The sequence below is a fragment of the Anaerococcus ihuae genome (assembly GCF_928368155.1).
GTDB classification, from domain to species: Bacteria; Bacillota; Clostridia; order Tissierellales; family Peptoniphilaceae; genus Anaerococcus; species Anaerococcus ihuae.
The window spans coordinates 471,001-491,768 of sequence record NZ_CAKMRU010000001.1 but is presented as its reverse complement, the minus strand read 5'-3'; the positions used below and the strand labels follow the sequence as shown (position 1 = coordinate 491,768).

Annotated in this window: 14 protein-coding genes, 1 pseudogene, 1 riboswitch and 1 other annotated feature; of the genes and pseudogenes, 5 read left to right on the top strand and 10 right to left on the bottom strand. The window is 28.3% G+C overall.

What is annotated here, in order from left to right; genetic code table 11:
• Window position 1 precedes the first annotated feature (1 nt).
• Window positions 2-673 (top strand): YjjG family noncanonical pyrimidine nucleotidase, encoded by a 672-nt coding sequence (locus L6653_RS02275; RefSeq protein WP_236785329.1) that lies wholly within the window; start codon window positions 2-4, stop codon window positions 671-673.
• A gap of 39 nt (window positions 674-712) precedes the next feature.
• Here the strand turns inward: L6653_RS02275 and thiC are convergent, their stop codons facing one another.
• The 9 genes and pseudogenes from thiC to L6653_RS02230 form a co-directional block, all read right to left on the bottom strand.
• Entirely contained in the window at window positions 713-2,008 is a 1,296-nt protein-coding gene (gene thiC / locus L6653_RS02270) for a phosphomethylpyrimidine synthase ThiC (protein ID WP_236785328.1), read from the bottom strand.
• 241 nt (window positions 2,009-2,249) lie between these two features.
• On the bottom strand, window positions 2,250-3,206 hold the full coding sequence (locus L6653_RS02265; protein WP_236785327.1) for an L-lactate dehydrogenase: 957 nt from the start codon (window positions 3,204-3,206) through the stop codon (window positions 2,250-2,252).
• A gap of 297 nt (window positions 3,207-3,503) precedes the next feature.
• Window positions 3,504-4,916, bottom strand: coding sequence for an alanine/glycine:cation symporter family protein (locus L6653_RS02260; protein WP_236785326.1), 1,413 nt, complete (start codon window positions 4,914-4,916; stop codon window positions 3,504-3,506).
• Window positions 4,917-5,067: 151 nt separating this feature from the next.
• On the bottom strand, window positions 5,068-6,660 hold the full coding sequence (locus L6653_RS02255) for a Na+/H+ antiporter NhaC family protein (protein ID WP_236785325.1): 1,593 nt from the start codon (window positions 6,658-6,660) through the stop codon (window positions 5,068-5,070).
• 87 nt (window positions 6,661-6,747) lie between these two features.
• A riboswitch (Lysine riboswitch) is annotated at window positions 6,748-6,916 on the bottom strand.
• 98 nt (window positions 6,917-7,014) lie between these two features.
• Window positions 7,015-8,427, bottom strand: a complete 1,413-nt coding sequence (locus L6653_RS02250) for an alanine/glycine:cation symporter family protein (protein ID WP_236785324.1) — start codon at window positions 8,425-8,427, stop codon at window positions 7,015-7,017.
• A 141-nt stretch (window positions 8,428-8,568) separates the two neighbouring features.
• Window positions 8,569-9,912, bottom strand: a pseudogene (brnQ, locus tag L6653_RS02245) (branched-chain amino acid transport system II carrier protein).
• Window positions 9,913-9,976: 64 nt separating this feature from the next.
• Window positions 9,977-10,200, bottom strand: a binding site (T-box leader).
• Window positions 10,201-10,344: 144 nt separating this feature from the next.
• Window positions 10,345-10,959, bottom strand: coding sequence for a hypothetical protein (locus L6653_RS02240; RefSeq protein ID WP_236785323.1), 615 nt, complete (start codon window positions 10,957-10,959; stop codon window positions 10,345-10,347).
• Between the two features lies 1 nt (window position 10,960).
• The gene (locus L6653_RS02235; protein WP_236785322.1) at window positions 10,961-11,344 is read right to left on the bottom strand and encodes an HIRAN domain-containing protein; all 384 of its coding nucleotides are present in this window, start codon (window positions 11,342-11,344) and stop codon (window positions 10,961-10,963) included.
• Window positions 11,337-12,119 carry a hypothetical protein gene (locus tag L6653_RS02230; protein ID WP_236785321.1) on the bottom strand — a complete coding sequence of 261 codons (783 nt, stop codon included), beginning with the start codon at window positions 12,117-12,119 and terminating at the stop codon, window positions 11,337-11,339. Before L6653_RS02230 ends, L6653_RS02235 begins: the two co-directional genes overlap by 8 nt.
• Window positions 12,120-12,215: 96 nt before the next feature.
• Between L6653_RS02230 and L6653_RS02225 the strand changes: the two genes are divergently transcribed.
• The 4 genes from L6653_RS02225 (at window position 12,216) to L6653_RS02210 (ending at window position 18,941) form a co-directional block, all read left to right on the top strand.
• Window positions 12,216-13,763 carry an NAD(P)/FAD-dependent oxidoreductase gene (locus L6653_RS02225; RefSeq protein WP_236785320.1) on the top strand — a complete coding sequence of 516 codons (1,548 nt, stop codon included), beginning with the start codon at window positions 12,216-12,218 and terminating at the stop codon, window positions 13,761-13,763.
• Between the two features lie 377 nt (window positions 13,764-14,140).
• Entirely contained in the window at window positions 14,141-15,901 is a 1,761-nt protein-coding gene (locus tag L6653_RS02220; protein ID WP_236785319.1) for an ATP-binding cassette domain-containing protein, read from the top strand.
• Window positions 15,898-17,658, top strand: a complete 1,761-nt coding sequence (locus L6653_RS02215) for an ABC transporter ATP-binding protein (protein ID WP_236785318.1) — start codon at window positions 15,898-15,900, stop codon at window positions 17,656-17,658. The genes L6653_RS02220 and L6653_RS02215 overlap by 4 nt, the downstream gene beginning before the upstream one ends.
• A gap of 92 nt (window positions 17,659-17,750) precedes the next feature.
• Window positions 17,751-18,941, top strand: coding sequence for a dicarboxylate/amino acid:cation symporter (locus tag L6653_RS02210; protein WP_236785317.1), 1,191 nt, complete (start codon window positions 17,751-17,753; stop codon window positions 18,939-18,941).
• A gap of 67 nt (window positions 18,942-19,008) precedes the next feature.
• On the opposite strand, the gene nhaC is transcribed toward L6653_RS02210, so the two are convergent.
• Window positions 19,009-20,562 (bottom strand): Na+/H+ antiporter NhaC, encoded by a 1,554-nt coding sequence (gene nhaC, locus L6653_RS02205; RefSeq protein ID WP_236785316.1) that lies wholly within the window; start codon window positions 20,560-20,562, stop codon window positions 19,009-19,011.
• Window positions 20,563-20,768: the final 206 nt, after the last annotated feature.

The following is a 20,768-nucleotide window of genomic DNA, read 5'->3' as shown; positions in this document are numbered from 1 at the left end:
AATGATTAAAGCAGTTTTAATAGATATTGATGATACAATTTTTGATTTTGAAAAATGTTCTAAAAATGCCTTTAAAAAAACTTTAAAAAAGCTAGATTTATCCTATAAAGAAAAAGATTTTTTATATTTTAATAAGGTTAATGACATTTTGTGGAGTAAGCAAAAATTGGGAGAGATTAATATTGAGGAAGTTTTTACCCATAGATCAAATATGATGAGTAAATATTTTGAACTTGATATTGAAAAAGAGATTTTTAATGATTTATTTGTAGAATTTCTATATGATGAAGTCGAAATGGTAGATGGAATTGAAGATTTATTATCTTACTTATCGAATAAATATCAAATTTATGCTGCTAGTAACGGCCTTTATGATATGCAGGTTAATAGGATAAAAAAATCAAATCTTTCTAAATATTTTAAAGATATTTTTGTATCAGATAAAATCGGTTATGAAAAACCAGATGAAAGATTTTTTAAAAAAATAATGGATATTACAAAATATTCAAACGATGATTTAATAATGATTGGAGACAGCATAAAATCTGATATATTAGGCGCAAGAAATTCAAAAATTAAATCTATTTATTTTAATAAAGAAAACAAAAAAATTTCAAATAAAAATTTCACTTACCAGGTAAAAAAATTATCTGAAATTAAAAAAATATTGTAAAACAAAAAAGTGCGAAAATCAACTCGCACTTTTTTAATTCTATAATTTTATATCTTTTCCTTCAAGAATTAAATTCATATTTCTAGCTGAACACATTGCCCCACACATGGTGCATGTTTCCTCTTCTTCTGGATTTGAAGAAGCTCTATATTGTCTACATTTTTCTGGATCTATTGCAAGTTCAAACATTCCTTCCCAATCAAGTTTTTGTCTTCTCTTACTCATTTCAAGATCCCATTTTCTTGCATCTTTTAATTTTGCAATATCACCTGCATGAGCTGCAATTTTTGCTGCAACAATTCCTTCTTTTACATCATTCACATCTGGAAGTTTCAAATGTTCTGCTGGAGTTACATAACAAAGAAAATCTGCCCCGTGACTTGCTGCAATCGCTCCTCCTATTGCACTTGTAATATGGTCATATCCTGGAGCAATATCACAAACCAAAGGCCCTAAAACATAAAATGGTGCGTTGTGACACAATTTTTTTTCTAGTTTCATATTCATTTCAATATCATTTATTGGAACGTGTCCTGGTCCTTCGATTATAACTTGAACATCTTTCTCCCATGCTCTTTTTGTAAGCTCACCAAGAGTAATTAGTTCTGCGATTTGAGCAGGATCTGTTGCATCATGAATTCCACCTGGTCTTAAAGAATCTCCAAGTGATAAGGTAACATCATATTCTCTTAAAATATCTAAAAGTTCATCATAATATTCATAAAATGGATTTTCCCTATCATTCATTTTCATCCAACCAAATAAAAGTGATCCTCCACGAGATACAATTTCATTTACCCTTCTATTTCTCATAAAAATTTCTGCATTAGCCCTGTTAATTCCGCAGTGAATTGTAACAAAATCAACTCCGTTTTCAGCGTGATTTCTAACTACATCCAAAAATTCATGAGCCTTTATAAAACTTAATCCCTTATCCAAAAAACCAACAGCATCATACATAGGAACTGTTCCTATCATTGCTGTAGATTTTTCAATTAATCTTTTTCTAAATTCTTGAGTTTTACCATAATTTGATAAATCCATAATAGATTCAGCACCCATTTTAAGAGCCATATCAACTTTTTGCATCTCAAGGTCAAGGTCATTTAAATCTTTTGAAATTCCTAAATTTACATTAATTTTTGTCTTTAATCCTGTTCCTATTCCTTCTGGAGAAATAGAATTGTGATTTTTGTTTCTAGGAATTACAATTTCACCTTTTGCAATTTTTTCTAAAAGAAACTCTTCACTAACATTTTCTTTTTTGGCAACAATTTTCATCTCTTCAGTTACAAAACCATGTTTTGCAGCTTCCATTTGTGTCTTATACTTCATAAATTAAAAAAACCTCCTAAAATTACTTATAGGAGAATAAATATGCTTCATCCCTTGCAGGCATTATCCTGTCCGGTTTGATGGTCGAAGTCGAACTTCCTCTCAGCACATAGCTCCCATAGATCATTAATTTACATCTACCATTATAGTAGAAAAAATAAATTAAGTAAAATAAAGCTTCAATTTCAAAAAAAATAGAATCACAATATTATTGTGACCCTACCCTAATTATTTATATAATTTATTCATCCAATACCTCTTCAGCTAATTTATAATTTTCTTCAAGGTCCTTACATGATTTATCAAACATTTCTTGTTCTTTGTCAGATATTTCCATTTCAAGAATTTTCTCACATCCATTTGCCCCTATAACTGCTGGAACCCCTGTGTATAAACCCTTATTATTATATTCTCCATCAAGATAAGCTGAAGTCATAATAATTCTTTTTTCATCAAGTAAAATTGCTCTTGTAAAATCAACCAAGCAATTTGCTATACCAAAATGAGTAGCACCTTTTCCTTTTATAATTTGAAAAGCCTTGTCCCTAATATTTTCAGAAACTTCTTCTTTAAATTTATCTTCATCTTCAATATTATCTAAAAATTTATCAATAGAAATTCCCTTAATCCTTGCATTTGACCACAAAGCAACAGATGAATTTCCATGTTCTCCTATTACATAGGCCTCGACATCTTTTGGATTGCAAGTTACTTCTTTTGCCAAATATTGAATAAATCTTGCTGTATCAAGATTAGTTCCACTTCCAACAATTTTATTATGTGGAAGACCAGAAACTTTTTGTACTACTTTTGAAATAACATCAACCGGATTTGTTGCAAGCAAAATTATTCCATCATAACCATTTTCCATAACTTTTGGAATTGTATCAAGAACCATCCTTGTTGCAATTTTTATATCATCAAGTCTATTTGTAAGATTTTTTTGGCTATTGCCATAGCACAAAACTACCAAATCAGCATCTTTGCAATCTTCATAAACTCCTTCTTTAACCAAAGTTGGAGATTCTGTTTTACAACTTGCATCCATTAAATCATTTACATCTGCAACAGCCTTATCTTTTTCAATATCAATAATTGAAAGAGTAGTAGCAAGACCAGAATTTACTAAAGCATAAGCATATGATGAGCCTACAAATCCACTTCCAATTAAAACAACTTTTCTACCTAACTTATTCATAAATACCTCCATGTATTATTTCTAAGCTTATTATACTTTTATTATAGTTAAATAAAAATAATAAATAAATTTAAAATTTCTCAAATAAAAAGCCCTAGATAAACTAGGACTCAGACTGTTGACAAAATAGAAACATTTCTCATTTCGACCGAGTGCAACGAGCGGAGAAATCTCATGAGATCTCTCCGTGCGTTCGTTTCACTCACTTAGTCGAGATGGTACGTAGCTTAAATTTTATTTTATTATCTACATTCATACTTTGTCTATGCTCTGAGCCCTAGATAAACTAGGACTAAATTATATTTCAAAATTTTTATATTCACCCTCATCTGAATAAAGAACATTATCTTCCTTATTCCAAATAGGTTTTTTCCCTTTTTGTTTTTGGTCTTCATAATCATCCAAAACTGTCTTTACAGATTTGTATAAAAATATCAGAGTTATAACATTAATAAATACCAAAATTCCTACAAATACATCTATAAGTCCCCAAACAATTTCAAGAGACATTTTTGTAGAAACTATAAACATAATTGCTGCAAAAAGTCTATAAATCCAAAGTGGAATTTTATATTTATCTTTAAAAATATGGATTATATTTGCTTCACCATAAAATAAATCAGCAATTAAAGTTGTAAATCCGAAAAATGCCATGGCTAGTGCGACAACCCATCTTCCCACTAAACCAATTTCATATGAGAAGGCATCTTGAACAAGATTAATTCCATCAGATCCATTTCCCAAAACACCAGTTAATAAAATTGCAAGAGCTGTAAGAGTACAAATTATACAAGTTGTAACAAATGTTCCAAACATTCCCAAAAATCCTTGTTCAGCTGGGTGATCAACGTCAGCTGATGAGTGCATAATTCCTGCTATACCATTACCAGCATCATTTGAAAATAATCCTCTTGCAACACCATTTCTAAAAGCATCCATTACACTGTGACCAATTATTCCACCGACTGCTGCTTGTGGGCTAAAAGCTGATTTAAAAATCAAAGCAAAAACTGCAGGAATTTTTGTAATATTTGTTATTATAATTATAAAAACAATGAGAACATAAAATGCCGCCATAATTGGAACCAAAAATCCTGTAACTTTAGTAAGTCTTTTTACTCCACCAATTGTTATAATTCCAGCTAAAATTGTAACTACTACTCCAACAATTATTGGATTAAATTCAATTACCCCTTGAAAACCCTTGGCGATAGAATTTGTTTGCATAAAGGCTATACAAAGTCCAACACCTATTATGTACAAAAATGCAGTAATAATTCCCAAAACTTTTTTGCCTAAACCATTTCTAATATAATATGCTGGACCTCCCCTATAGGTTCCATCAGATAATTTCACCCTATATACTTGACCCAAAACTGTTTCTGCAAAAGTAATTACCATTCCTAAAATTGAAGTAACCCACATCCAAAAAATTGCACCTGGTCCACCAGCAACAAGAGCTGATGCTACTCCTACTAAAGATCCAGTTCCAACTTGACCACCAACGGCAGCTGCCAAGGCGCCAAATCCTGAAACATTATCATCACTTTTCAAATTTTTCTTCAAAACATCTTTTATCTCTTTAGCATATCTAATTTGTGGAAAACCTAATCTGATTGTATAATACAGGCCAACTCCCAACAAAACATAGCCAATAATATTGCTCCACAAAAAATCAGCAATACCAATTATGTTATCTAATAAAAACATAAATCCTCTCTTTCTTAAAAATGTCTATTTTTATACCTTATTAATGTAATGATTAATTATACTTGAATTTTACAACTTGTAAATGTTTTTTTAATTGAAAAGATCTCTTACAAATTATTAAAGTAAAATTTTGTAAGAGATCTAAAATTTTCTATTTATTTTTATTTTTTAGAATTATCATAAAAATAATTATTGCTACTACTCCAAAAGCCAAAGAAATTAAAGCTGAATGGGTAAAGCCTGCTATAATAAATGAAATTGTTGCAATGCTCGCAACTGTTATTCCATAAGGTATTTGGGTTCTAACATGATCAACATGAAGGCAACCCGCTCCAGCTGATGACATTATAGTTGTATCTGATATTGGAGAAATATGATCTCCACAAACTGCACCTGAAAGGCAAGCAGAAATTCCTATAAAAAATATTGGGTCTGTTGGATCAAACATTGATGCTACAATTGGAATTAAAATTCCAAAAGTTCCCCAACTTGTACCAGTTGCAAAAGCCAACAAAATTGCTACAACAAAAATTACTGCTGGCAAAAATGTACTTAGACCACTTGCAGCATTCGCCATTAAATTTCCAACAAATTTTGTTGATCCTAGTAAATCATTTGAAATATTTTTAAGACTTGTTGCCATGGTTAAAATTAAAATTGCAGGAACCATTGATTGAAATCCTTCTGGAATTGCATCCATTGATTTTTCAAAACTTATTACTTTCCTTAGTAGAAAATAAATAATAGTTATTATTAAAGCAATAATAGCTCCCATTGGTAGGGCAATTGTTGAATCAGTATTTGCAAATGCATTTACAAAATCCATATAAAATTCACTAGATTTATCAAAAAATCCACCTATATGAACTAAAGATAAAACAGAAATAATAATTAAACTCAAAATCGGAAATACTAAGTCTAAAACTTTTCCATCTGGATGTCCATCTTCTGCACTTACTTTTGCTTCTACCTTATGTCCTAAATCACCATCATTTATTGCCTTATCTTCAAATTCTTTCATTGGACCATAATCATTCCCAAACAAAATTAAAGATATAACAAAACACAAAGTTAAAAGCGAATAAAAATTATAAGGAATTGCTCTTATAAATAATTCTATTCCTGAAAGACCAGTTCCTTGTGCATAACCAGAAACTGCCGCAGCCCATGATGAAATTGGTGCAATCATACAAATTGGTGCTGCCGTCGAATCAATAAGATAGGCAAGCTTTGCCCTAGAAATTTTGTGAGAATCTGTGATTGGTTTCATAACAGAACCAGAAGTTAAGCAATTAAAATAATCATCGATAAAAAGCATCAAACACAAGCAATATGTTGCAAGTTGTGAGCCCTTTCTTGATTTTATTTTTTTATCAGCCCAATCTCCAAAAGCCTTGGATCCTCCTGATTGATTTATTAAAACAACCAATATTCCCAAAACAATTAAGAAAATAAAAATTCCTGAAGTTTGAGAAATTGATTCTGTCAATCCTTTTACTACTACATTGTCTAAAAATATAGCCAAAGATTTTTTAGATCCTAAAATCGCTCCAATTATTATCCCCAAAAAAAGTGAAGAATAAACTTCCTTTGTTATAAGTGCCATTACTATGGCAACAACTGGCGGAAGCAAAGCCCAAATACTAGCATATGTTTCAATACCACTTAATACAATAAATATTGAAACCATAATCGGTACTAAAGAAATTACCAAAAGCTGTGGTAATTTTCTTTTCTCGTTCATTTTAAAACTCCTCTCGATTTAATTTGCAAAAAAAGTCATGACATATGTCATGACTTAAATATAAAATATAAATATATAATAATTATAAACCACGACAGCTCACCAAAAAATTGGCAGTCCGACAGATATTCTCCAATCGTCCCGGTAACCTTAAGCTTTGGGCAAACTTAAAATCCCTCGGTGGATCACCCTTTCAAATATTTCCAATTCCCACAAAAAATATTTTACTAATGTTTTCCGCTCCTCTATCAAGCTTTTCAATTGCAATACAAATACTACCATTAATAAGTTGTTTTGTCAAATTGCAACAATCTTTCATAAGCTAATGTTTAAAAATTATTTATTTTTTTGAAATTAATTCCAATAATCGAGTTTATCATTAATCCCAATATTTTTCGATTTAAATATTGGATTTTTTCCTTGAGATTTTTGTTTTTCATAATCCTTTAGGCAATTTATTGCTTTTTTAGACAATATTAATATTGAAGGCAAGTTTATTAATGCCATAAGACCCATTAATAAATCTGAAACATCCCAAGCAAGTTTAACTTCACTCATAGCACCCAACATTATTACAACAATTGCAAATATTCTAAAAATTATCATAAAAGTTTTTGATGGAGTTTTTTTGTTTATATAAGAAAGATTACTATCTACATAAAATAAATTTCCAATTAAAGTTGTAAAAGTAAACAAGGCAAGAGAAAAAGAAATAAAATAATTTCCGAACCCACCCAATAAAGTAGATAGACTTTCTTGAACATATGGTGCCCCACTTAAAGCTTCGTTTGGTTCAATTCCTGAAGAAAGACACATGAAAGCTGTAGCCGAGCAAATCAAAAGTGTATCAATAAATACAGAAAGCATTTGAACAAGACCTTGTTTTACTGGGTGAGAAATATTAGCACTTGCAGCTGCATTTGGTGCAGAACCAATACCTGCTTCGTTTGAATAAAGACCTCTTTTTATTCCATACATCATGGAAGATGATGCAAGACCAGCAAAAATCGCCTTAAAATTGAAAGCATCTTCAAAAATATTTGAAAAAACACTTGGTAAATATGAAATATTTACAACAATCATAACGATAGCAACTAGAATATAAATAATACCCATAAAAGGAACAAGAGTTGATGTGAATTTAATTATCCTATCTCCACCTCCAAAAATACAAATTCCTGTAATAATAGCAAGAATTAATCCTATAATAAAAGGTGTTTTGTTTGGATCATAAAATTCATAAGTCATAAAAGATGTTTGAAGGTTAAAAGATGCAAGCATATTAAAACCAATTGCATAAGTTAAAATCAAACTTACAGCAAAAACAACTCCAAGTTTTCTAGATTTTAAACCTTGCTCAATATAATAAGCAGGTCCACCATAAGATTTATTATTTTCATCTCTTTTTTTATAAATTTGGGCAAGAGTAGATTCTATAAAAGCACTAGCTCCCCCAATTAAAGCAACAATCCACATCCAGAAAACAGCTCCGTATCCTCCAAGACAAATCGCCGTTGAAATTCCTACAATATTTCCAGAACCAACCCTAGATGCCGTAGAAACCATCAAAGCTTGAAAAGATGAAACAGAACCTTCTTCTTCTGGTTTTTCCATTACAACGTTTATAGCCTCTTTTAATAATCTAAATTGCAAGAATTTAGTTCTAAACGTAAAATAAATTCCAATTGCAAGAAGCAAAATTATTAAAATTGGATAATAAAGAACGCTGTTGATTGGTCCAATAAAATTACTAATTTTTTCTAACATATTCTCTCCTTTATTTTAATACAGTAACACTAAGTTGTATTAAAGTTTTGATAATTTAGTAAAATTATATCATAAAATAAATTTCGAGTAAATTTTCTTTTATATTTATATGAAAAATAGTCGAGTTTCCCCGACTATATTTTAATATCTTTCTTTAACTTTTTCATTTTCTTTAAATGTTTCTAATAATTTAAAAACTCCTGTTGTTATAACTAAAACAAATATACTTGGCAATAACCATGAAAGTCCTTCTTTATATAAAGGCAAAGATTCTACTAAATTTGTAACAAACCATAATTTTGTTCCAAATGAATTATTTAATACTTCTACTAATGGTATGAAAACTGATAAGCTTGCTGTAAATAGATAAGATTCTTTTGAATAATTTACAAAATCATGACTTATTCCCATTAATATTAAAACTAAGGCTACTGGATATATTATTGTTAAAAGTGGAACTGAAAATGCTAATAGTTTATTTAGTCCAAAGTTTGCCATCAAAAATGAAAATAAAGTCCAAACTAAAACCCATTTTCTGTATGATAATTTATGATTAAACAATGATTCAAAATATTCTCCACCACTTGTTATTAATCAAATGCAAGTTGTAAGACATGCAAGTGTAAATATTGCTGCAAGCAAAACTAATCCGAAATTTCCAAATACATTTTTAACTGCATAGGTTAATATTACAGCTCCATTTTCTGCTCCAACAAGTTTTGCTGATCCTATCATTCCTATACTTGCAAGCATTGCATATACTAAAAATAAAACACTACCTGCCACAAGCCCCGCTTTTATTGTATAATTTGTAACTTGATTTTTATCTTTTATTCCAAATCTTTTTATAGATTGGGCTATAACAAAACCAAAATTTAATGCAGCAACTGCATCCATGGTATTATATCCTTCTAAAAATCCCTTAACTAAAGGTGTATTTTTATATTCTCCAACAGGAGCTCCTATATTTTTATCCATTGTTATAACTTTCAAAAACATAAAAACTATCATCATTAAAAGTGCTGGAGTTAAATATTTTCCAACTCTTTTTACTAATTTATTTGGTTTTAAACATATAAACAAGGCTACAGAGAAAAATACCAAAGTATATAAAAATCTTGCAAGATTCATATTAAATTCTTGAGGTATATATGGAGCTATTGCCATTTCAAAAGGAACAGATCCAGCTCTTGGTATTCCAAGTCCAGGTCCTATTGATAAATATATAGCTGTAGTAAAAACTACAGAAAATAAAGGAGAAACTCTGTTTGATAAATTTGTTAATCCTTCGGTTTTTCCAACAACTATTGCTCCTAAAACTGGAAATATAATTGCAGTAACACAAAATGCTAATAAAGAAATAAATGTTAAAGATCCTGCTTGGTTTCCTAAAAGTGGAGGGAAAATTAAATTTCCAGCTCCAAAAAACAGACCAAATAGCATTACACTAACTTGTAAAAATTGACTTTTTGATAATTTTTTCATTTTATCCTCCAAAAAATTTATTACAATATTTATTCATTAAAAAAGTCCCTTGTCTAAAAATTAGACAAAGGACGAAAATTCCGCGTTACCACCTTTATTCTTATACAAAAATAAGCACTTCAAGCATCAAACAATGCCGGGTTTTGATAACGCCAACCATGGCGACATATCTTACTATAATTCAGACATGCAAAAGAAAAATGATTTTCGAACTTATATCAAATGATGGATCTCACCAAACTCCAACTCTCTGTGCTTTTCCACAAGCCTACTCTTTTTTTCATGAATTTTTATAAATAAATTATTGTTATGGATATTATAAAACCCGTTTTTAATATTGTCAAATATTTTTTTATATTTTTTCATATTTACTTATTAAAATAAATTCAAAAATTTATTTTTACATAATTTAAATTTGTATTTAACTATTAATTATAAAAACAAATAAGTATCATATTGAAGATCATAAAGTGATTTCCCATCAAATATTGGGTCACTACTTGCATCATAATAATTAGAATATTCTTTTTCTTCACCTAAAAAACCAGCAATTACCCTATTCCATGTCATAACAACGATAGCATCTTTATTATGATATTTAAACTCATAGCCTTTTTTTATTAGTTTCCAATCTTGTGGACATATACCTCTTGCTCCTTTAAAAATAAGATCGTTTAAATTTATTATCATATCTAATAAAGAAAATTCGTGGGCATATACAAGAATTTCTAAATCTTGATTATAATAACAGATCATGTTTAATTCATTTGTCAACTGAATAAATGAATCATTGGTATAAATTTTGTTTTTTAAATTTTCATTAAATTTTAATATTATATTTTTCCATTTATCTGAAAGACTTCCATCAATATAAATTCTTTCTATATTAGTTTTTCCTATTTCTTTTGCAAATTTATTGGCAAATTTTTCATTAAAATCTTCAAAAGTATATATAAACAAAAATTTAGTATTCTTTAATTCTGGTATTTGTAAATCTGAAAAATAATATTTTGTATTTTTATAATTTTTATCGACTATGCAATTCATTTTAATCCTTCAAATAAATTTCAACTACAATTCTATTCCATAAAGATATTTTTTCAAATCCTATTACTTTTGCATACAGTAATTTCCCTCCAAGCAAGAGTCTGGAAAGAATCTGTGAATCCTGATTGGGAATATATCCAATAACATACTTGTCCCAATAAATGGATATAGAATCTGGATATCTTTTACTATTATTTTTGAAAACTTTTAACTTAGAACCTATTTTAATATTTTTTATTTTTTCATCTATATTCTTAATTTCAGTTGTTTTTGCAAGAGTTGTTTTTAACAAAAAAATATCTTGTGAAAATGGAAGATCTATATCCACATTTTTATGTAGAATTTTTACTATTTCTTTGTCATTTACTTTTTTAAGATTATTCATTCATTTCATCCAATCTATTGGAAATTTCATCTTTCATTTGGTCTACAACATCTTTATATCTTTTTAATGTTATATTCAAATCAATTATTTTTTCCTGTTTCAAATTTTCATTATATAGGTATTTTTTCATTGTATAAGGATATGATGATTTAATTATAAAAATCTTATCTTCAAAATTTTTTATCATATTTAATAATTTATTTTTTGTATCATCAAAATTTTCAATTAAATAATTATCATCATACTTATTTTCAATTATTAAATAGTATATAGATCTAATTTTTTCGACATCTCCATTTTTATATGCCTTTATAGCAAAATCTAAAAGTTCCTTTTCCTTTTCACTTGCATTGGGATTTATATCTGGATGTAATTTTTTTATTATTTTATAGTAAAATTTTTTAATTTCACTTTGGTCTTCATCACTTAACTTATCAGCTTGTACAAAATCAATTGCTTTGTTTAAATCATCAATCTTCTTTTCAAATTCTTTGTTATATTCAGCAAAATCCTCTTCTATGCTATTTTCTATTTCCTCTAAATTAAATTTTATTTTAAGATTTATGTAATATTGAATAAGTTTTAATTTCTCTTTTAATTTTAAATATTCAATGTAGTACTTATATATTTTACATTCAATATATCCAAAATTTACCATATAATAATTTTCAATATTGACACACTCTACCAATCTGAGATTGTCGTACTCCAAAATTATCTTACTAAGTTTCTCTTTTAATTTATTAATTTCATCAGCTTGTTTTATATTTGCCATTTTTCTTTCTCATAATTATTTTCTACCTATATTATATATCATTTTAAATTTATTTAGTAGCTAAAATCTGCTAAAATAGTTAGGAAAGGATGTTTTATGTATATAATTAGAAATATTAAAATTCCATATGATTTGGATAATGATGAAAATTTAAAAAAAGCTATTGAAGAAAAAATTAATAGAAAAATTGATTCTTTTAAAATTTATAAAAAATCAATCGATGCTAGGCGTGGTATTTTTTATGTTTATCATGTTTTGCTTGATTGTGAAATTAATAAAAAAACTAGGAAAAAATCAAAAAATGATATTGGGGAATTTGTTGAAGAAGATTTAAATTTATCAAATAAAAATAATATAAAATCTGCTGTAATAGTTGGTTCTGGCCCAGCCGGACTTTTTTGTGCCTATGCCCTTTGTAAGAACAATGTCAATGTAACCATCATTGAAAGAGGAGAAAAAATTGAAGATAGGGTAAAAACTATCGATAATTTTATTAAAAATTTAAAATTAAATCCAGAATCAAATATTCAATTTGGCGAAGGTGGAGCTGGAACCTTTTCTGATGGAAAATTAACTTCTAGGTCAAAGGATAAAAGGTCTAGAGAAGTTTTTAGGATTTTAGTTGAAAATGGTGCCCCAGAAGATATTTTATACACCCAAATGCCACATGTTGGTACTGACCTTTTAAGAAAGGTTATTATAAATATTAGGAAAAAAATTATTGAGATGGGCGGAACTTTCCATTTTAATGAAATTTTTACTGATTTAAAAATTGAAAATGACAAGATAAAAGCTCTTATTACAAATAAAAGTGAATATCAGGCTGATGAATATATACTCGCTTTGGGAAATTCTTCTCGCGATACTTTTATAATGCTAGATAAGTATGTTGATATAAGTCAAAAGAATTTTGCAGTTGGTTTTAGGATTGAACACTTGCAAAAAGATATTAATTTTAGCCAATATAAAATTATTGATGATAGACTTCCACAGGCTTCCTACGCCCTTAAATATTTTGATAAAAAGAAAAATATTTCTGTCTATACTTTTTGCATGTGCCCAGGCGGCTATGTAGTTCCTGCATCAAGTGAAGAAAATCGTCTTTGTGTAAATGGAATGAGCTATCATGACAGAGGAAATTATAATTCAAATTCCGCTGTTGTTTGTGCTATTGGACCAGAAATTTTGGGAGATGATAATCTTGCTGGTATTAAATTTCAAAGAGAAATTGAAGAGAAAGCTTACAAGCTTGGTGGAGGAAATTTTACAGCTCCTGTTCAAAAAGTTTGTGATTATATTAATGGTCAAGTTTCAAAAGATTTAGGAAAAATTCAACCAACTTACAAACCATCTTATAAGTTTGCTGATTTAAATAAAATTTATCCAGAAAAAATAAATAAGGCTATAAAACTTGCTCTTATTGATTTTTCAAAAAAAATGAAAGCTTTCTCCGATGAAGATGCAATTTTAACAGGAGTTGAAACAAGAACTTCTTGTCCAATTAGAATTGAAAGAAATAAAAATTATTCCACTTTAAAATTTAATAATTTAAGACCGATTGGTGAAGGTGCAGGCTATGCAGGTGGAATAATATCATCAGCTCTTGATGGTTTAAAATGTGCAATAGAAATATTAGAAAATTAAGATGGTTTTTACCATCTCAGACTATTGATAAAGTATACAAATCCTCATGCTAAGAATATCATACGGAAAAAATTGATTTGATTTCAAATTTTAAAATTCGTCAAAAAAACGCACTGTTTGAGCGTTAGCGAGTTTGCGTTTTTAGAATTTTGGAATTTAGAAATCAACAATTTTTGAAGTCAGATATTCGTGCTTGAGGGTTTGTCTACGCTCTGAGATGGTTTTTTCCATCTTTTTTTGACTTTATTAAATTAAATTGTTAATATTAAATTAGTTTAAAGAAAGGAGAAGAAAAATGAACAATAATATTAAGAATAAAGAGGAAATTTGTAACTTGTAAGTGAGGAAAAGCTCCTTGACTTACTATAACAAGGAGGATGCCGTTTAGGCTTTTTATGAAAGAATTAAAATATATTTTTAAATCAATGGCTAAGTATGAGCCAAGCATGTATTTATTAATCATACTTAACTCCATATTTATAGGCTTAAAACCATTTATATGGATTATTTCGCCTGCCTACATATTGAAAAATTATCAAAATGGACTTGATTTTATGTTAGGCTTTTTTATTTTATTATTAGTCCTATCAACGATTATAAGTTTTTTTGAATCTTTTATCATGGGTAGTTACCGTATGAAAATGAATAATATTAGATATAAATATATGAGTATGGTAACAAAATACGCCCTCTACCTTCCCTATGAAGCAAAAATGAAAAAATCTGAATCTGAAAAAATAAATAGCGCAAATAAGGCAGTCGATAGTCCATTTTTAGGAGCAGGTGCTGTAATGATGACTTTGCCAGAATTTTTAGCATCCCTAACTTCTATTGCAGGATTTTTGTGGATTTTTTTAAAAATTGGCGGAATTATTTTATTTTTGATAATTATTTTGACAATAATTTCAACTTATATTGCAAATAAAATTCCTATAGAATTTTCTAAATTTTGGAATGACCAAGACGAAAACTACAATAAATTTACAAAATTAAACAATGAGCTAAGGTCTCCCTTATCAAAACAAGATATACTTATTTTTGATTTTATAAATGTCTTTAAAAGTTTTTACAAAAAAACCAACCAAGATAGAATATCCTACCTAGTAAGAACAGATAAAAAAACTTTTAAAATTTATAGTCTTGTAAGACTTATTAATTTTATTAGGGATGGTCTTATTATGTATTGGCTTATTACAAATCTTATGAGCGGAAAGCTTGACATTGGCGATTTTTATGTTTATTTTACAGCTATTCTAGCTTTTGTAAATTTTAACAATTTGTTTATGTGGATTTTTAATGATTTTTTTGATAATCTTACAAGATTTAAACCGTTTTTTAAAATTATAAATCCTTATCAAAAATCTTTTGAAAATAAAGATTTACCAAAAAATTTAAAAATCGATTTAGTAAATTTATCATTTAAATATCCAAATTCAGACAAATACGTTCTAAAAAATATAAATCTAACAATAAATAATAATGAATCAATAGCCTTAGTCGGAGAAAATGGAGCTGGAAAATCTACTCTAGCTCTTATTCTTGCAGGTTTTTATAAGTCTTATGAAGGGGAAATTTTTGTTAATGGTAAAAATTTCAAAAAACTAGATTATGATTATAATAGCTTGGTTTCAGCTGTGTTCCAAGATTCTCAAATTCTTCCATTTTCTATTAAAGAAAATATTTTGTTAAATGATTCTAATAAAAATATAGAAAAAACTTATGAGCTTACTCATTTGAATAAAATAATAGAATCTTATGACAAAAAAGATAAGCTAACTTTGCTTAGAATTTTAGATGATGATGGAGTTGATCTTTCTGGTGGACAAAAGCAAAAATTGTATTTGGCAAGAAGTATTGAAAAAAATTCTTCAAAACTTTTAATTTTGGACGAACCGACCGCCCAACTTGACGCTCTTGCAGAAAGAGAATTATATACCTTGTACAATGATTTGATTCAAGATAAATCTTCAATTTTTATATCTCATCGTCTAGCATCAACAAAATTTTGCAACAGGATAGTTTATCTAAAAGATGGAGAAATAAAATCTACAGGAAGTCATGAAGAACTTATGAAAAACGATTCTGATTACAAAGATTTATACAATCTTCAAGCAAAAAATTATAAGGAGAAAGTATGAAAAATATTTTAAAATTATTAAAAAAAATAAATGAAATACACGAAAATTTCATCAAAAAATTTGTAATTTTTTCTCTTCTTATGGGAATACTTCCTCTTTTTTCTATTATTGCACCAAAATTAATAATTGATGAAATATACGGACAAAAAAGATTAAAAATAATTTTTATAATCGCTTTTTTAGTTTTGATTTTTGATTTGATTAGGGGATTAATCAACAGGTTAAATGCAAATTTAATTACTGAAGCTTTTGAGTCATTTATTGAAATTTACACTTTTAAGTTAAGTGAAAAAGCAATTAAGCTACCAATAGAAAAATCTGATAGTAAAAAAATTCAAGATGAAATGGAAAAATCTCATCATGCAATTTTTGAAATTTATAAGGTAGTTGACACCTTTACACTATCTTTAAACCTTGCTATAACTGGAATCTTTTCTTTAATAATTCTAATGAAATTAACGGTTTTTGTTGTACTTGTAGTACTTATATTAATACTTTTAAATAAAAAAATTGTAGAATTAATAAAGAAAAATGAATTAGATTATCAAAAAAATGATATACCTGTTCTAAGAGCTTACAGATTTTTTGTAAATTTTTCTCAAGATCACAGGTATTTTAAAGATATAAAAATTTATAATGGAGAAGATTTTATTTTAAAAAAATCTGAAATTTTTCATCAAAAATTGGTCAAAAATTCCAGCGCATATTATACAAAAAATGGAATTTATGTTGGGCTTATGAATGTATTTTCTAATTTTTCTATACTTGGATCTTTGTTTTTTCTTGTAGTAAAGCTTATAGAAAAAGCCATAAGCCTTGCTGATTTTACTTTATATTTTAACTCATTAATAAGTTTAATAAATGCAAGCAAGGAAATACAAAAAAATTATGCCCAAGTAATTGCCTTTAATGCTCAACTTCAAAGCTTATTTGATTTTTTAAATCAAGAAGAAGAAAATTTTGATGATGGAAAAATCAAAAAAATAAATACAGAAAAAATTACTATTAAATTTGATAATGTATGCTTTAAATATCCAAAATCTAAGGAAAATATTTTGGAAAATTGCTCTTTTGAAATAAAAAATGGAGAAACTGTAGCTCTTGTGGGGAAAAATGGTGCTGGAAAATCTACAATTGTAAAACTTTTGTGCAAATTTTATAAGCCTACAAGCGGAAATATTTATTTGAATGGGATTAATATAAATGATATAGATACAAAAACATATTATAAAATCCTCTCCCCAACTTTTCAAGATTTTAGATTATTTCCTTTTAGAATTTCTGAAAATATTTCAGCAAATTTGTTGGGTGAAATTACAAATTATCAAAGAGAAAAAATGGATGAATCTTTTTATCTTTTAAATTTGAAATCTTGGATAGATGGGCTTGTAAATAAAGAAGATACATTCTTAACTTTCCTTTTTTCAAAAAATTCTGTCGAACCTTCTGGTGGAATTGGACAAAAACTAGCCCTATCAAGGTCAATGGTACATGAAGGAAAATTTTTTATAATGGATGAGCCAACAAGTGCTCTTGATCCGAGAAGTGAACAAGAAATTTTTGAAAAAATGCTGGATATTTCAAAAGGACAAACTTCACTTTTTATTTCTCACAGGCTTTCATCAACAAAATATGCCGATAGGATTATTGTTTGTGATAATAAAAAAATTACAGAAAATGGGAATCATGAAAAGCTGATGAAAGATGATGGACTTTATAAAAAAATGTATTTAAGCCAAGCAAAACTTTATGATTAATATAATTTATTACAATAAAAGACTATTATAGTATTGTAATTTTGTTGAATTAATGTAGAATATTATTAAAATGAATGAAAGAGGTATAAAAAATGAAAAAGAGAAGCTTTTTCAACTCATTAGTTTTTAAACTAGTGATGGGAATTATTGTCGGTATTTTTATTGGGCAAATTGCAAATGAACCTGCGATTTTGGTAGTTAGTTCGATAAAAACCATTCTTGGCGATATGATTGGTTATATTGTTCCTTTAATTATTCTTGGTTTTGTTACTCCTGCAATTGTTTCTCTTAAAGAAAATGCAGGAAAAATTCTTACAGTAACACTTTTGATTTGTTACTTATCATCAATAGGTGCTGGAACTTTTAGCTTTTTAGCAGGAAAAGCTATAATTCCTCATCTAAACATAGCATCAAATGTTGCAGGTGCAAAAGAAATCCCTGAATCTATTTTTAAATTATCAATAGATCCAATAATGCCAGTTATGACTGCACTTGTAACATCAATTATTTTTGGTATAGCAGTTATTCTTACCAAATCTCAAACTTGGGAAAATTTATTATTAGAACTTAATAATATTGTTTTAAAAATTGTAGATGTGATTGTAATAAACATGCTTCCTTTTTATATTGCTTCAACTTTTGCAGTTTTAGCCTACGAAGGAGTAGTTTTACAAGAATTACCAGTATTTTTGAAAATAATTTTAATTGTTATTGTTGGACACTTTATTTGGATGACACTCTTGTACACTTTGGGAGGAATTTTTTCAAAAACAAATCCAAAAGAAGTTTTTGGTCATTATTTACCAGCTTACCTTACAGCTTTAGGAACAATGTCTTCAGCAGCAACCCTTTCAGTTGCATTAAAATGTGCTAGAAAATCAAAAACTTTAGATCCAAAAATAAGAGATTTTGTAATTCCACTATGTTCTAATACACATCTATGTGGGTCCGTTTTAACAGAAGTATTTTTTGTAATGACAGTTTCACAAATTCTAACAGGACAATTGCCAACAACTGCAAATATGATTGTATTTATTGCCCTTCTTGGAATTTTTGCAATAGCTGCCCCTGGGGTTCCAGGAGGAACAGTAGTTGCAAGTTTAGGATTAATTATTTCTGTTTTAGGATTTAATGATACAGGAACAGCTTTAATGCTTTCTATATTTGCCCTTCAAGATTCATTTGGAACAGCTTGTAACGTAACAGGTGATGGAGCAATCGCCCTTATGGTTACAGGAATTTTTGATAGAGTTCCAAAGGAAGCTAAAAAAATTAAAGAATAAAAAATAATGCTATACTTTTTTGTATAGCATTATTTTTTTGAAAGAAAAGCTTATTTAAATGGAGGATTTAAAGTGAAATTTCAGGAGCCTTTCCTTCTTTTCTTAATTTATTTAATTGACTAATTGCATATTCTTGAACATCTTTTGGAGCACGTGCTTTCTTTTTCATCTTTGTTTTTCCAAAAACATTTGTGTAAGATCCATCTGCCCAAAATATATTTCTTTTTAAATATGCTGTTATAAGAGCATAAATAGGGCTTAATAAGTTTACAAAAGCAAATGGGAAATAATAAAGTGGATTTACTCCTAAAGTTTTCATTTGATATGCCCCACAAGCTGTCCACGGAAACATTACTGCCCACAAGGTTCCTGCATCTTCCAAAGTTCTTGATAGGAAATTTCTTGAAAGACCCATCTCGTCATATTTATCTTCATATAAAGGAGCTGGAACACCAATTCCTAAAAATTGATCACACATGGTAGCATCGCAGAAAATTGAAGTTGCCATTGTTGTGAAAACAAGTCCACCCACCGAATTTATTTTTTCTTTTAAGTGAGCAAATAATTTTTCAACAACTCCAGATTTTTCCAAAGCTCCACCAAAAGATACTGCAAGTAAAATTAAATTCACAGTCCACATTTGATTGCCCATCCCCCCCTTTGCAAGGGCTGCATCAACAAAAGTATTTCCAGTTTCTATCTCCGGTCCGTAGTGTAAAATCTCAAAAATTTCAGCCAAGGATTTTGTTTCTTGAAATATTTGTGAAAAAATAATTCCAACAAGAACAGAAATCATTACTCCAGCAAGACCTTCAATTCTTAATACACAGACTAAAACAATAATAAGTATTGGAAGTAAAACCAAAGGATTTAAATTAAAATTACTTGCAAGGGAAGTTTTTATTCCTTCAGCAATTGTAGGGTCATAATTTACAACATTTGCCCTAAGTCCCAAAATTGTGTATAAAATCAATGAAATTAAAAATACAGGACCAGTTGTAGAAATCATTGCTGTTACGTGATCAAATAAACCTGTTTTTGAAACTCCAGCTGCAGGATTTGTTGTATCAGACAAGGGAGAAAATTTATCTCCAATATAGGCTCCAGAAATTACCATTCCAGCAGTTATCGCAGGATTAATTCCTAGTCCTTGTCCAATTGTCATAAATGCAATACCAATCGTTGCAGTTGCAGTCCAAGATGAACCACAAGCAAGCCCAACAATACCAGTAATTATACAACCAATCGGCAAAAATAATTTTGGATTTAATAATTCTAATCCATAATAAATTAAAGCTGGAATTGTTCCACTCATCATAAATGAAGAAATCAATAAACCTACAGTAAGTAAAATTAAAATTGCGTCCAAAGTTGTATTAATCCTATCAATCATTCCTGCTAGCATATCTTTAAAAGAATGACCACAAAGTTTTCCTACAATACACGCTACAACAATTCCACAAATAAGCGGCATATGAGCTCCGTCATAAATTGCTTCCATTTTCCCATCAACTTTTTCTTTTGCAAAAACAAAAACATAAATCATCAATGAAACCATGGTAATAATTGGTAAAATTGCTTCAAAAAAGCTAGGTAATCGAACCGATTTTTTCTTTTCCATATTATTCTCCTTTTTCTTGTTATCTAATTAAAATTAAATGTTAATTTTTAATATAAGTTTATTCTACAATATTAAATATTATTTGTCAATTTCAAACTCAATTGATTTATTTTATTATCTTATTAAAGTGCGACTTTAAAAAAATCACTCTGAATATTAAATCCAGGTGATTTTTCTGATTTTAAATCTTATCTAAAATTTTTTTC

Excerpts from the sequence above, each read along its gene's own strand:
- L6653_RS02210 (WP_236785317.1), top strand. The coding sequence starts at position 17,751 with ATGAAAAAGAGAAGCTTTTTCAACTCATTAGTTTTTAAACTAGTGATG.
- L6653_RS02275 (WP_236785329.1), top strand. The coding sequence starts at position 2 with ATGATTAAAGCAGTTTTAATAGATATTGATGATACAATTTTTGATTTT.
- L6653_RS02220 (WP_236785319.1), top strand. The coding sequence starts at position 14,141 with ATGCCGTTTAGGCTTTTTATGAAAGAATTAAAATATATTTTTAAATCA.
- L6653_RS02265 (WP_236785327.1), bottom strand. The coding sequence starts at position 3,206 with ATGAATAAGTTAGGTAGAAAAGTTGTTTTAATTGGAAGTGGATTTGTA.
- L6653_RS02235 (WP_236785322.1), bottom strand. The coding sequence starts at position 11,344 with ATGAATAATCTTAAAAAAGTAAATGACAAAGAAATAGTAAAAATTCTA.
- L6653_RS02260 (WP_236785326.1), bottom strand. The coding sequence starts at position 4,916 with ATGTTTTTATTAGATAACATAATTGGTATTGCTGATTTTTTGTGGAGC.
- nhaC (WP_236785316.1), bottom strand. The coding sequence starts at position 20,562 with ATGGAAAAGAAAAAATCGGTTCGATTACCTAGCTTTTTTGAAGCAATT.
- L6653_RS02255 (WP_236785325.1), bottom strand. The coding sequence starts at position 6,660 with ATGAACGAGAAAAGAAAATTACCACAGCTTTTGGTAATTTCTTTAGTA.
- L6653_RS02250 (WP_236785324.1), bottom strand. The coding sequence starts at position 8,427 with ATGTTAGAAAAAATTAGTAATTTTATTGGACCAATCAACAGCGTTCTT.
- L6653_RS02230 (WP_236785321.1), bottom strand. The coding sequence starts at position 12,119 with ATGGCAAATATAAAACAAGCTGATGAAATTAATAAATTAAAAGAGAAA.
- L6653_RS02215 (WP_236785318.1), top strand. The coding sequence starts at position 15,898 with ATGAAAAATATTTTAAAATTATTAAAAAAAATAAATGAAATACACGAA.
- L6653_RS02240 (WP_236785323.1), bottom strand. The coding sequence starts at position 10,959 with ATGAATTGCATAGTCGATAAAAATTATAAAAATACAAAATATTATTTT.
- thiC (WP_236785328.1), bottom strand. The coding sequence starts at position 2,008 with ATGAAGTATAAGACACAAATGGAAGCTGCAAAACATGGTTTTGTAACT.
- L6653_RS02225 (WP_236785320.1), top strand. The coding sequence starts at position 12,216 with ATGTATATAATTAGAAATATTAAAATTCCATATGATTTGGATAATGAT.